This window comes from Paenibacillus sp. FSL R5-0527, assembly GCF_038008055.1.
Classification (GTDB): Bacteria; Bacillota; Bacilli; order Paenibacillales; family Paenibacillaceae; genus Fontibacillus; species Fontibacillus macerans.
This window is the reverse complement of the sequence record NZ_JBBOYI010000001.1, coordinates 997,455-1,010,617: the sequence shown is the minus strand read 5'-3', so window position 1 is coordinate 1,010,617 and position 13,163 is coordinate 997,455. Positions and strand designations below refer to the sequence as shown.

General features: G+C 46.4%; 9 protein-coding genes, 3 pseudogenes and 1 CRISPR repeat array. Of the genes and pseudogenes, 5 read left to right on the top strand and 7 right to left on the bottom strand.

Annotated features, from left to right (window positions below; all coding sequences use genetic code 11):
• The gene (cas5c, locus tag NYE69_RS04600; RefSeq protein ID WP_155619708.1) at positions 1-714 is read right to left on the bottom strand and encodes a type I-C CRISPR-associated protein Cas5c; all 714 of its coding nucleotides are present in this window, start codon (positions 712-714) and stop codon (positions 1-3) included.
• A 240-nt stretch (positions 715-954) separates the two neighbouring features.
• Positions 955-3,372: a CRISPR-associated helicase Cas3' gene (gene cas3, locus NYE69_RS04595; protein WP_240752280.1), complete on the bottom strand. Its 2,418-nt coding sequence runs from the start codon at positions 3,370-3,372 to the stop codon at positions 955-957.
• Positions 3,373-3,594: 222 nt separating this feature from the next.
• Between cas3 and NYE69_RS04590 the strand changes: the two genes are divergently transcribed.
• A complete protein-coding gene (locus tag NYE69_RS04590) occupies positions 3,595-3,759 on the top strand; it encodes an ArsB/NhaD family transporter (protein WP_316561616.1) in 165 nt (54 codons plus the stop codon).
• A gap of 165 nt (positions 3,760-3,924) precedes the next feature.
• Positions 3,925-5,557: a CRISPR direct-repeat array (repeat unit 32 nt; unit sequence ATTTCAATCCACGCACTCACATGGAGTGCGAC).
• Between the two features lie 170 nt (positions 5,558-5,727).
• Here the strand turns inward: NYE69_RS04590 and cas2 are convergent.
• The 3 genes and pseudogenes from cas2 to NYE69_RS04575 all read right to left on the bottom strand — a co-directional run bounded on the left by cas2 (position 5,728) and on the right by NYE69_RS04575 (position 7,362).
• A pseudogene (gene cas2, locus NYE69_RS04585) lies at positions 5,728-6,018 on the bottom strand (CRISPR-associated endonuclease Cas2).
• Between the two features lie 36 nt (positions 6,019-6,054).
• Positions 6,055-6,198, bottom strand: coding sequence for a hypothetical protein (locus NYE69_RS04580; RefSeq protein ID WP_340924445.1), 144 nt, complete (start codon positions 6,196-6,198; stop codon positions 6,055-6,057).
• Between the two features lie 498 nt (positions 6,199-6,696).
• Positions 6,697-7,362: pseudogene (locus tag NYE69_RS04575) on the bottom strand (carbohydrate ABC transporter permease).
• 60 nt (positions 7,363-7,422) lie between these two features.
• On the opposite strand from NYE69_RS04575, the gene NYE69_RS04570 reads away from it, so the two are divergent.
• Positions 7,423-7,902, top strand: coding sequence for a hypothetical protein (locus NYE69_RS04570; RefSeq protein WP_340924442.1), 480 nt, complete (start codon positions 7,423-7,425; stop codon positions 7,900-7,902).
• Between the two features lie 190 nt (positions 7,903-8,092).
• On the opposite strand, the pseudogene NYE69_RS04565 reads toward NYE69_RS04570, so the two are convergent.
• Positions 8,093-8,237, bottom strand: a pseudogene (locus NYE69_RS04565) (DUF2179 domain-containing protein); the annotation flags it as partial.
• Positions 8,238-8,272: 35 nt separating this feature from the next.
• Positions 8,273-9,160 (bottom strand): helix-turn-helix domain-containing protein, encoded by an 888-nt coding sequence (locus tag NYE69_RS04560; protein ID WP_124333599.1) that lies wholly within the window; start codon positions 9,158-9,160, stop codon positions 8,273-8,275.
• A gap of 469 nt (positions 9,161-9,629) precedes the next feature.
• Here NYE69_RS04560 and NYE69_RS04555 point away from each other — a divergent pair, with 469 nt between their 5' ends.
• The 3 genes from NYE69_RS04555 (at position 9,630) to asnB (ending at position 13,156) form a co-directional block, all read left to right on the top strand.
• A complete protein-coding gene (locus NYE69_RS04555) occupies positions 9,630-10,457 on the top strand; it encodes a multinuclear nonheme iron-dependent oxidase (protein ID WP_036626994.1) in 828 nt (275 codons plus the stop codon).
• Between the two features lie 9 nt (positions 10,458-10,466).
• Positions 10,467-11,333, top strand: coding sequence for a hypothetical protein (locus NYE69_RS04550; RefSeq protein WP_124333601.1), 867 nt, complete (start codon positions 10,467-10,469; stop codon positions 11,331-11,333).
• A gap of 110 nt (positions 11,334-11,443) precedes the next feature.
• Positions 11,444-13,156 carry an asparagine synthase (glutamine-hydrolyzing) gene (asnB, locus tag NYE69_RS04545; RefSeq protein WP_036626998.1) on the top strand — a complete coding sequence of 571 codons (1,713 nt, stop codon included), beginning with the start codon at positions 11,444-11,446 and terminating at the stop codon, positions 13,154-13,156.
• The last annotated feature ends 7 nt before the right edge of the window (positions 13,157-13,163 follow it).

Below are 13,163 nucleotides of genomic sequence, written 5' to 3'. Positions count from 1 at the left end.
TCATTCACCTCCTAAATTACGGAGCAGTTGTTCCGCAGACTCGATGTTATCCGAATTGAACGATTTGGGCTCCATCTCTCTAACCGAACGAACAATCGTGCACTCTTCCGGCTTCGGAAACTGGATATACCCTTTATTCATCTCAACGGGCCACAGCCTTACAGAAAGCTCATTCTTTCCGGTTTCATCCGGATAGTTGAACCCGTGAACCATCGTTCCTAAATACTGCGTTCTTTCTTCTGTATCGTAAAAACCCGGTCCAGTGCCAAATTCACAAGGCTGGACATACCCCTGACACTCTCTAGTACCGAGGAAAATATCTCTGCGTCCTCCCGCTTTCAACGAACGTTGAAGGATGCTGTAATGCTTCCCTTCATTGCGGTCAAAGGCGAGATCAGGCCGGTGTTCGTTAAAGACAAAATGGGCCCTCACTTGGTAATGGACATCCTTCAGATACGTATAATTAGCCAGCGTGTTCCCGCCCCCATATTCAATCGGGCGCACACCTTTTGATTCCATCTGGATCGGCTTCATTACACGCAGTTCGTCAATGATATACATGATGGTCGGCTTCCAGTAGATGGATTCCAGGATTCCCTTGATCGCTTGGTAGGTTGGAACACTGTAGGACAGCTTCTCACCGCCTATTTTGGTTAAAGGGTCGGTGAATAAAGCGTAGTCGCCGAAAACTTCGAACTGGACTTCGTTTCTCATGGTTTGGATCACCTCCTTTGGGAGTATTTTCATAGGAAGATTATCCCACTCACAGATTACATCTATTTTTCGAAGGCGTCAATGATTTTTTATTTCAACTTTTTCTTTAAATGAATTATATATTTCGAATAATGAAATTAAAACCGATTTCTGGTATAATTTCATCATTCGCTTTCAAAAAGCGTGGATTGAAATATTTAGAGGAACAGTTGGAAACCTGTCTTGAGTGAAGACAGGTTTTTAAATTATTAAATCATCCATTCCGCCCTCCCCCTTCAAATCCACCCCATACTCATCGCTGTACCAATTCTCTTTCAACTCATAAATCATGCCGTCCAAGTGCACTACAATGGCGTTATCCCGTCTTAAATGCTCCAGCTCTTGCGAGTACAGGTTCACCGTATATTGCTGGGCTTGTTTCAAAAACTTGCTTATATCTTCAAGCCATGCTCCACTATTCAATTGAGCAATGAGTTCTTTACCTCTTCCATAAGGCACGAGGACGGAAGTCGTTTTTTGATCAATGACCTGAAAATGCTCCGCTGCCGTTTTGTAGCTCCCATTTAACAACAAAGGAAAGCTTGTCCCATGTTTCTTTTGATAGTGAGTCACATAATCATTCTCCTGTGAGAGAGACATCAGGAGCTTGGTCATTTCTTTATCTAATTTCTTAACGTAATAGTTTAAATTAACCTCCATTCTATTGTAGTAATAGCGGAAATATTCACTCATCGCCTTTGGTAAAAGCAGGTTTCCTTCATATTTATCAGCTTTCTTCTTAAACCTGGCTAGTACGTGGCTGGACATATCTTTCCCGACCTTTATCTCCTTCAGCTTCGAAACGGCTTCCTCCGCATGATTAATAATATACACATTCCGCGATTCATCTTCTCCGTGCCGGTTGCATCGTCCGGCTGCCTGGGCAATCGAGTCCAATCCAGCGAGAGAGCGAATGACACATTTAAAGCTGACATCGACCCCAGCTTCTATTAATTGTGTGGTTACGCAGATAAAGGGGTCTTGCTGATCCAGCATACCTCGGATTTCCTCAAGCTGCTCTTTTCGGTGTGCCGCACACATGGATGTACTTAGATGGTAGACAGGCACAGGGAAATCCTTCAGCTTTTCATATAAATCCTTAACCACCCTTTTTGTATTGAGAATGATAAGTGTGCTGCCCCACCCGTTGATTTCCGACTTCACCCAACCGGCCAACGTCTCATTCGTCATAGGATCTTCCGTTTGGTCAATAAGCTCGACCCGTTTAAAAGCTTTCGCAACTTCAGAAAGATTCGGCACAATCTCCCCATCCCGGTCCTTCCAAAGACTATGCTTCACCTCCTCCAGTGTAGGTTGGGTGGCCGTGCAGAGAAGAATGCTGCAATGAGCATCTTGTTTCAAGAAATTCAACGCCTCGTTAAACAGGGCAATACAATGAATGGGAACCTTCTGTACTTCATCAAAAACGATCACTGAATGACTCAAATTATGCATACGACGGGTATTGCGGTTGCCTTTGGCATAAAAAACATTGAGGAATTGGACAAGGGTAGTAAAAATGATCGGGCTATCCCAATTGTCGCGAGCGAGCTTAAGCTTCTCTTTGTCCGTAATAATCCCGTCATCTGCTTCGTCATCATCTCCCCTGCCATTCGGATCGTCCTCAATAATATTGGAGTGATGTTCCAAAATATGTTCGCTATCCTTCAATATCTTCCTGACCTCATCCGCATTTTGCTCGATGATTGTTGTATACGGAACGACATAAATGATCCGCTGTTTATTGTACTTGCCGGCATGCCTGAGCGCATAGCGAAGACTGGCAAGTGTCTTGCCTCCACCTGTGGGGATGGATAACGTATAAATGCCGGACGGGCGCTCGGCAGCGAACACATCGCACTGTTCCGACATTCGGGCTCTCAGCACGTTGATCGGTTCGCTTGCATCACTTCTTTCCTTTAAAGCGGCCAGATGATCCATTAAACGACGATAGTAGGCGTCAAACAAAAGAAGATGCTGTGTGGGCTCTCCAGCCTCAACCTTTTCTTCAAAACTACGCGTGTCGGTCCGATCCGCATCAATTAAACAGCTGAAAATATATTTTGTAACAAAAAAACTTTGTGTAGGCGTGCGATTAATAAATTGTTCCAATTCATCCACGGCAACATGAATATAATTGATAAGCTCTTCCTTGGACATCATGTCCTGAAAAAAACGTTCAACAGCCAATTCGTATTCAGGAAGATTCGTATCTTGTACTCGTCTTAAGTAATCGGATTTGATCTCAGGTGAGAGATAGTCTTGGAGGTTGGAGTGATGAGAGATGATGGCGTTACCGACGATTTCAGCCAGAAGCTTTTCGCAGAAGGTACTTTCTTTATGGTGAAGTAATGAAAATAGCAGCCTGCCTCCAGCTGTAGAATGATCAACCTCACCGCGCTTCGGCTGTGGCAATTCAGGGTGGAAGGCAACGATGTCTATATATTGTTGGAACTTTTCGCTATACTTCCCCAGATCGTGAAGCAGCCCGGCTAACCCAGCGACATGTTTCAGGCCCAGCTTTTCCCCGAACTGTTCCGCCAGCCGTTGTACTCCAAGCAAGTGCGTTTTTATCGTTTGAATTTCTTTATCGAGTTCTCGTACATGGGCAATATACACAAGCACATCTCCTCGCGTATGATCATATACAACCTAGTTCTATTTTACCGCAAGATTTGTCATAATTCACCAATATACGGGTAAAAAGCCTTATTACAATTAAGTAGCAATCCCAACAAGCAACTCGCTTAGCTATACACTTCTCCGGTTGTAATAATGGAGAGGAACTATGAGTTTTGACATCGTTGCGACATAGGTTATTTTTATCATGACGTTGACTTCGTGATTTGGCAGCCCAAAGGGCTGAACATTGGCCGGTCTGCCTACAGCGGCGCGGTGCCGGCTCTGCTGACCGGGGTCGTCGTCTTCGGCGACGTGTGGGAAGTCGTACAAATTACGTGGAAAGCCATCTTGACGTTTAACGCCATGATTATCATCTCTACCTAAAGCGCTTTGCTATGAACCCTAAAAAGTTGCGAGACTTTCAGAATCAGAGCATTTATTATGAACGGTTAGTCAATAGTATGAAAGTGTAGTCCATTATTTCCCTGCAATCTACGCACTTACAAAGAGATGTGACCGGGCATGGCGTTAATCGCATCGAACATTGGGATTTCAATCCACGTACTCACATGGAGTGCGACCAGCCATTTGGACGTTGTATCCGTAATGATCGATATTTCAATCCACGCACTCACATGGAGTGCGACGGTTAATTCCGTGCTTGGTGAATGCTTCAGCAGAGAATTTCAATCCACGCACTCACATGGAGTGCGACGCTCAAACACAGGTTAAGCAATTCGCCAAAGACCTTGGAATTTCAATCCACGCACTCACATGGAGTGCGACGACCTTCCGGAACGCTGTAATCTGACGCCGCATTAATTTCAATCCACGCACTCACATGGAGTGCGACGCTGGAACGGTTAATTCCTGAGCTGGTCTATATATTTCAATCCACGCACTCACATGGAGTGCGACGATAAGAGATGTAAAACCCTGTTGCCGCCCCTTAAATTTCAATCCACGCACTCACATGGAGTGCGACATTGATATCACAGCTAGTGGACTTATGTCAGGGGTTGATTTCAATCCACGCACTCACATGGAGTGCGACTAAGATGTTTGATATCTTTGCTGCCGGTGCTGAATTTCAATCCACGCACTCACATGGAGTGCGACGAAAGCAGCATCCAAAGCAGCATGCACGGCATATCATTTCAATCCACGCACTCACATGGAGTGCGACAAACGTCCGCTTATCAAGCGCCGCATAACACTCGCATTTCAATCCACGCACTCACATGGAGTGCGACCGTCAAACCACGGAATTGTCACCGCGCAGCTTTGCATTTCAATCCACGCACTCACATGGAGTGCGACGACTTGCCGGCCGCGCGCTTACGGTATTCGGCAAATTTCAATCCACGCACTCACATGGAGTGCGACAAAAAAGGGCCTCCCGATCCGCGAAGGATACAGATTTCAATCCACGCACTCACATGGAGTGCGACTCATGCTAGCTAATATCGATCGATGGGTAATCGGAATTTCAATCCACGCACTCACATGGAGTGCGACTCCGGATCTCGCCGGCAGCTCGTCATTTTGTTAACATTTCAATCCACGCACTCACATGGAGTGCGACCATAAAGCCGGGAGATAAGGTGAGACACAAGACATTTCAATCCACGCACTCACATGGAGTGCGACACAGTTGCATTGGTAAATCCGGCGCCTACTGTTGATTTCAATCCACGCACTCACATGGAGTGCGACGGTAATTGATGATTGCGAATATTTGCTCGCGTTGATTTCAATCCACGCACTCACATGGAGTGCGACATTTCTACTGGATGAGCGAGGCCGCAACAGAGAAAATTTCAATCCACGCACTCACATGGAGTGCGACACGAATGATCAAAATAATAGACGCTGCTTTAGGGATTTCAATCCACGCACTCACATGGAGTGCGACCCCAACGCCACACCTTTATCAATTCCGCTTTTTGATTTCAATCCACGCACTCACATGGAGTGCGACGGGTGAGGTGCGAACGGTACTACGCCGAGCGGACCTATTTCAATCCACGCACTCACATGGAGTGCGACATGAATAAAGAGACCTGGCTTACTGCCCAGGAGGCATTTCAATCCACGCACTCACATGGAGTGCGACAGGCAGCCTCTGGATAGTTTGCTGTGTTTGAGTGATTTCAATCCACGCACTCACATGGAGTGCGACAGCGGGCCATGCGAATCCTTGTGGCACAAGGCCTCGTAAGCCCAAAAGTGCGAACCCATTTTGCGAGCACGAAATTTCTCCATTAAATTTAACCAAAATCTCTACAAACCCTTTAATGACGCGGGGTGCGAACCTCCCAGGGATTTTATGTGCGCTTGGGGTTCGCACCGCTAGAAGATAAGCGGCTCCTCTAAATCTATCGATGGCTTGGCCCCAATATGCTCTACTTTGGTTTTGTAGTTATTGCCCAACCGATAAAATCGCAAGCTATCTTTTTCTTAATCAATTAACTGGGTTAACTCCAATTTCAGAGCAGTGAACTGGGCTGCATTCACAATGCACTCAAACACGGAATTCTGCACCCGCTGCACGTAGTTCTGACATGCCTTAGCCACTTTCCGGAGCCGCGCGGCCCCTCCCACGCCTGTTGTTTGAACATCATAAGTAATGAGTACAAGCATCCCGACTCACCTACTGCCATAAAAATGGCGGATAACTCATCTAAATCGCCGGGCAAGAAACGGGCCAATAATAAGATTTACGGTTACAGATTTTCGTTGCTTCCTCTTCATTGTCAGAAATTCGGCTGCATCTTTCGCAAAACCGACATTTCCCCGGCTTTCACCGATCACTTTTGCCAAGAATCTCCCTCTCTGTGTCAAGAAGGGGATGGAAATATTACGATCAGCATAGAACCTAGTTCTATTTTACCGCAAGATTTGTCATAATTCACCAATATACGGCTTCATTATAATAAAAAGCAATCCCAACAAGCCAGTCGCTTAGCTATACACTTCTCCAGTTGTAATAGTATAATTTAACCGTACTTAGAACTGTAATGAATAGGGAGGATTTGTTTAACGCCGATGCTGAAAAATAAATGGTTCCTTCAAGGATTGGCCCTCCCTCTGCTTTTCTCCTTTCGGCCCTGACTCACCTCTCCCAAAAAGACTCTTATAGTAAAATTTCCGATCTTCATATTAAACAGCTAAGTGAAAAAGAACACATTGAAATCCTCGATGTCGCAATAAAAACCGACCTGGACAAGCCCTTTTCCTAAGTTTATTACAAGCGGGGGTGAAAGTAGGGGCATATTATATAAGCGTTATTAATGATAAGCTGTTTACGGCAAGGACCATTTAATGATCACGCTCCTCTTTGAACGATTTGGTCCGTCTGAATTGAAAAAAGGCGAAAGCGATCACAATGACTCCGATTATCAAGGAAATGGTCGCCGCCATATTGTAGTTGTTTGTCTTAAAGGTAAGCTGATACACCCAGGAAATCAAAATATCCGTCCCGCCGGCCGTCTGCCCGCGAACCGCGGGGCCGCCGCCATTGAACAAATAAATGATATTAAAATTGTTAAAGTTGGCCGTATATTGAATTATGAGCAACGGCGCGGTGGCAAACAGCACATGCGGCAGCGTAATATAGCGGAATTTCTGCCAGCGCGTCCCGCCGTCCACATCGGCCGCTTCATAGGCATCATGGGAGATGCCGCTTCGGCCGCTGCCAGCCGCCGGCGATGAGCTCGGCCTCTTTTTTGGCATCCCTGATGTTGACAATGTAGATCATGGCGGCTATCGCCAGCAAAATAAGCGACAAAAGCCCGTACACCAGTAAAAAAATCGAATGATCCACTTTGGGAATCGTCCCCAGCGTGACCATCCCCCACAGACCTAGTCCGATAAAATCCGCGAAGGTGATGATAAACGCAAGCTCTAAAATAACAGAATGATCCCTTTGATATAACTGCGGTTGTACAACTGCCCTAATCCGGCGAACAGAATGGACAGCCCCATCGCCAGCCAGGGGCGATGCGCCGGCTTCTCCCGGGCTGCATAACCCTCTTTGTGCGCCGGATGGCGCAGCTCGCCAGCATTGCGTTCCTCCACGATGAATTCCTCCCGGTACGAAATAACAAGCTCAAACGGCCGACGGCTGGCGCCGCTTACCGGCCGGAAGCCTTGATCTGGGCGGCAATCTTTTATAAAACGAATCATAATGACGGGGCTTTAGGCTATGCTATGGATTCCATGAATAGAGCTGCCGAATCCAGCCCAGAGGCGGGTGAAGCTTTAAAGCAAGCACAAGCAGAGGCCAAAAAGCAAGCCAAAGCGGAACAGGAAGCATCTCTGGAGAAAGTGCGCCGTCAAAAGGCTGCGGAGGCGAAGGAGGAAAATAGAGCACCGGCCGCCTCACCACCCGCAGACACTATAGAAATTAGTGCGGAAGGCCGCAAATTCAGCACGAAACTTTTTAAGAAAGTGGCGCTCAGCATGCAGGTACTGCTAAAGCCGTTATGTCCGAGCCTAAGTTATATTCGCCACAAGGCGATATAAAAGTAATGGAAAGTGTCCTCACATAACGATAAAGGCTTGAATCACCCATGGAATATAACGACAAATGGCTTGGGGGATGCCTCCTGCTATCTATGCGGCTTTCACGATCAGCTCGCGGTGTACATCATCATATGTCCAGAGCGCCTGGAGCTTTTACAAGCCGCGCATTAGCCCAGGATGCTATATTGGCTCACTTTGAAATATCCAAAAACCCCTCCCCAAACACATCCCGCACATCGTGGATGGTGAGAAACGCGGCTTTGTCGATGGATTTGACAATCTTTTTAAGTGTGGATACCTCTCGTTTTGCTGAAGAAGATGTACAGGACTTCCGTTTCCTCCGTCATTCCCCCGCCCGTACTTTTCCTCCCTATCCCCCGCTATTTAAGGACTGAATATTTTTCAATCGTTTGACCGCTTGTTCGAGAAAAAGCTCATTTTGCTGAAGCTCAAATATCCGGGCGCTCCTATCGAAGTAATCCAGGGTCGCGCTCCATTCTTTCAAGTGCTCATGGTTATAACCTAACTGGTAGTAAAGCTCTCCTAATAAATAAGATATTTCATAATCCCGGCATAACTGTACGGCCTGATCGCACAAGCAGTTGGATTCTTCATAACGTTCCAGTTTGGCCAATACCTTGGCGGTATTGTAAAGGACTTTTATTTTTAACGTCTTCTCCTTCAACACTATCCGTTTATTTACATATTCTGTTGCTTTCATCAACATAGCCAAGGCATCATCGTAATTGCCGTGCTCGCAATAAATGATACCCATACTGTTAATGATCTCGATTTCCCGTTCGGAATGAGTGTAAGGATTGGCGGTCAGGTCCAGCGCCTGTTCGAAAAGTGCAATGCTTGCCTCATAGTCCTTTAATATGTAATAGTGGCAAATCCCGTCGAGCCAAAGGAGCAATTGTTTGAACGGGATATTCCGGGCCATTTGACGGTTCTTCTTCTCGGCCTTGACAAGTTCATAAATCTCCTCATAATTACGCTCGCGAAGCAGCCGGTTAATCTGATAGTTTAGCTCCTGATAATGATCAAAACTCGGATACTGAAGCTTCTCCAATATATAATCGAGCGGAATATTGAGTTTCTGGCCAATTTTAAATGCAATCTCCAGCGAAGGGATTACCATTCCCGTCTCGACTTTGCTGATGAAAGCCTGTGTGCATATACCTTCAGCCAATGCATGCTGGGACATCCGCAAAGATATTCGAAGCTCACGAATTAATGCCCCAAGGTTCTCCTCCATTGCATTCAACTCCTTCCAGTCGCTCACTGGTCATATGAATTAAAATCTTGCAGCAATCAAGCTAGCATTTTTTTTAATGTACTCAACTCTGAGAATCTATAAAATATAACTATTTTTATATTGATGGTTATTTGTTTAAGAATAATTGATATAACCCGGACTTTTTAGAAAAAAATTACTGAATTTCTTAAATTCACAATTTTTAAATATAGGATATTATCAACTAAGAGAAAGCGCAAGCTTTTTGCAAATACCAGATAACCATCCATTTCTTTTACAGCCCTATGCACAAGCTTATTACTTCCTAGCTCAATTCCCACGAGGAGGTTATATGAGTGCAGAAAAATAATTTATTGTCGGTGCTGCCCCTTATTTATCATCTTGCATATATACTTGGTACCCAAGACCTTCCATTTCAACACTAAGTTTTCCCAAAAGCCTATTTCCTGATCGTAAGGAGGAGCTCTAAATGTTTAATGAAATCGGTGTAGGCGTGTTGATTCATAACTCGCATCGGTATGAAGAATACGTTAAGCAGATTGACGATGATGTGGATGCCTACGAAGTAGTCATGGGACAATTTATCGAAGAACCCGAAGAACTTCGAATTTTGAAAGCGCAGCTTAATAAGCCGATTATTCTGCATACTATCGCTCTTTCGCTTGGTACGGATGCCCCCGTGGATACGGCCAGTATAAGTAGAGTCAACCGCTTTTTGAACATACTTGATTCTCCCTGGTACGGGGATCACATCTGCTTCACTGAGGTGCCCGGAAATCCATCCAATGCGCTGCTTCCACCTATCTTGACAGAGGAGTCGCTGCAAATCTTCCTAACGCGGCTGCATGAAACTTCCCGGCTCGTCGGCAAGCCGCTCGTTCTTGAAAATACTGTTATGCATTACAATCCCATCGGTACAATGACCTATCCGCAATATATTAACCGAATTCTCAGCGAATCTGACGCCGGTCTGCTGCTAAGCATTCAGAATATCACCAACTCGTGTCAGCGTTACTATCCGCTTGACCACTATGCCTTTATTGACAGTCTGGATTTGGACAAAGTTGTGGAAATTCATTGTACGGTCGGCAGCGATAAGAAATATCAAGAAGAAGAACATCAGGATCTGAGAGCAGATCAGCAGCTCCACATGGAACTCATTGAATACTTGGCCAAGACAAAAAAAGTACGGCCCAAAGCTTTCATTTGGGAATTGGAAGACGGGCTTGAGCATTTTCCGGAAGCAGATGAACTTAAGGAAAAAATTCAATGGGTCAAACAACTATTTTTTCAATGAGGAGGAAATATGGCGATTATTAATTTACAGCGGTTTATGGTTGCTTATGTACGCGATATTACGCTCCGAAACCAGTTCACTCAGAACAAAGAAGCCTATTATGCCCAGTTCGAACTCACTTCTTCCGAACGTGAACTAGCCGAACAAATCGATTACTCCATCTTACAGGTGACTGCCGAGAAAATGCTAAAGGACCGGATTGACCGCCGGGAGAGCGAGTTTCAGGAGTTCTTCCGCATTCTCCGCCTGTTGGATGAATACGAGGAATTTGTCTATGAGTTCGCAGTTCAGTATCCGCAAGGGTCGCTCTCCAGGAAATCGGAAGCTGAGCGGCTATCGGCTTTCGCAGCCGCGTATATACGTAAGCGCAGCCTGCCGGATATCCTGCTTGAGCTGATGGAATATTCCAGGCTCGCGGCGGATATGACATATTCGTCCAAGCAATCCCCACGTGCTGCCGGTCCTTTGATTCTGCCACGGAACCAGAGGCTTTACTTGCGGGAGCCGTATGCGGTCCGTAAATTCCGCTATGACCTTGTCCGTTTTCTTGAGACCGTGGAATCACGAGACGATGTGGAAGCCTTCCCGGCTCAAGATTGTCTCTTGTTCTTCCAGAAAAGCTACAGGAATGCTCTTTCGTGCGTCATTTTGGAAGTTGACGACGAGACCCTACTGAATCTGCTAAAGGAAGGCCTCAGTTTCAATACGATTCTTCTCCACGCGCCGAATAAGGAAACCCGGGCAAACTGGGCAGACAGCATCGAATATCTGTTCCAGGAAGGCATTCTGGGATTGGACGATGCCGATGATACCTTGAAAGGAGGTGAAAACAATGAAAAAAGTGATCGTTCGTACGACATCCGCCCCAGTGGATAAAGACAAATCCACCAAGAACACGAAGTAATTCATTTTCTTTCCAAAGGGGAATTGTGGTCTTTAGTCCATAATTCCTCTTTTTACAATTATATAAGAAAGGGCGTTTTTCCATGTGCGGTATAGCGGGATTCACCATCCTTGAACAAGATGACCCATATACAAGCGTCTCCCAATTGCACCGAATGACGGGGAGCTTGTTTCATCGAGGCCCCAACGCCGAAGGCCTGTACCTGGATGAGCGTATAGCATTAGGCAGCAGAAGATTAAGCCTTGTGGACATCTCCAACGGATCACAGCCTTTTTATAATGAAAACCGGACCGTTGTAGTCATCTATAACGGTGAAATATACAATGCCCCTGCCCTTCGAAAGATGCTGGCAAACAAAGGGCATAAACTGTACTCCGCTTGCGATGGCGAAATCATCCCCCATCTGTATGAAGAGTACAGTACCGATTTCATGTCCCGGCTGGACGGCATGTTTGCGATTGCCCTCTGGGATACGACATGCAAACGATTCATTCTTACCGTCGATCAAGCAGGAATCAAGCCTCTTTATTATACACAAAAAGAAAAACGTCTTATCTTTGCTTCTGAATTGAAAGCCCTGTTCAGCATTGGCGGCGCTCGCCCCCCCATCGACCCCGTCTCCATGCTGAGTTATTTAAAATATAAATTCATTCCTGCCCCGTGTACACCCTATACAGGCATCCAAAAAATGATGCCCGGCCAGACCCTTGTATGGGAGGACAACAGGCTTGTTGCTGATCGCGGCAGCATACCAATCGGTCATTCAGACGGAGGCGATCTTACGGAATTGTTGGAGACTGCGATCAAGACCACCACCATGTCGGACAAACGCGTCGGCTGCTTGCTAAGCGGCGGCCTGGACTCCAGCATTGTAGCCGCTGTAATCGCAAATGAACTACCGAATGCTCCTATCTTCGGCGTCGGGTATCCCGGCCGGCTGGAGGCAGATGAAACGTATTTTGCCGCGAAATTATGCAAGGAGCTTGGTATGGATTACTGTCAGGTTTGCGTCGGGCCGGCAGATGTTCCCGCAAACCTTGATGAAATTGTATGGCATCTGGACGAGCCTAATCAGGATCCTATTACCGTCCCTTATTTCCTGCTGCTGCGGCAAGTCAAAGAATCGGTTTCTGTTGTGCTGACCGGCGATGGCTCGGATGAATTTTTTGGAGGGTACCAGCGTTTTGCCGTCTGGGATGCGGAAAGCTCCTCCAATCTTGACGCCTACGGAAACGAGTTGTTCTTATTCCGTCTTGAGGAACTGCGGCAAGACTTCACGGAAGCTTATCGCGACGCTTTTGAGCGTTTGGCATCCGAGCAATCCTTCCCGCAAATCCATAGTCTTCAGTCCTGTATGGCATGGGAGAGACAATACCGCCTCCCAGCGTACCATCTAAATCGAGTTGACAAGCTGTCTATGGCTTGGGGCGTCGAAGCCCGCGTCCCCTTTCTTAGGCCAACCGTTACTAATTACGCGCTGCGATTAAGCGCCCATGAGCTTCGGAATCAGCAAACCGAGAAGGTAAAGCTAAAGGAGGCCTTTCGTGGCAGACTGCCTGCCTGGCTCTTAGAACGCAAAAAGCAGCCCTTCACTTTCCCTATCTCCCATTGGCTTCGTACCGAACTGCAGGAATGGAGTAAAGAGACGCTGCTATACAGCGCCTCCCCCGTTCACGCATTTGTCGACCGGACCTATGTAGCCTGCTTAATCGATCAACATCACGCCGCGCAGGCCGATCATAGTCATAAAATCTGGTCATTACTGGTGATGGATGCTTACTTAAAGCAAAACTGAGGAGTGA

Coding starts and splice junctions, on each gene's coding strand:
- cas5c (WP_155619708.1), bottom strand. CDS start 714: ATGAGAAACGAAGTCCAGTTCGAAGTTTTCGGCGACTACGCTTTATTC.
- NYE69_RS04570 (WP_340924442.1), top strand. CDS start 7,423: ATGGCGCAGCTCGCCAGCATTGCGTTCCTCCACGATGAATTCCTCCCG.
- NYE69_RS04560 (WP_124333599.1), bottom strand. CDS start 9,160: ATGGAGGAGAACCTTGGGGCATTAATTCGTGAGCTTCGAATATCTTTG.
- NYE69_RS04555 (WP_036626994.1), top strand. CDS start 9,630: ATGTTTAATGAAATCGGTGTAGGCGTGTTGATTCATAACTCGCATCGG.
- NYE69_RS04550 (WP_124333601.1), top strand. CDS start 10,467: ATGGCGATTATTAATTTACAGCGGTTTATGGTTGCTTATGTACGCGAT.
- asnB (WP_036626998.1), top strand. CDS start 11,444: ATGTGCGGTATAGCGGGATTCACCATCCTTGAACAAGATGACCCATAT.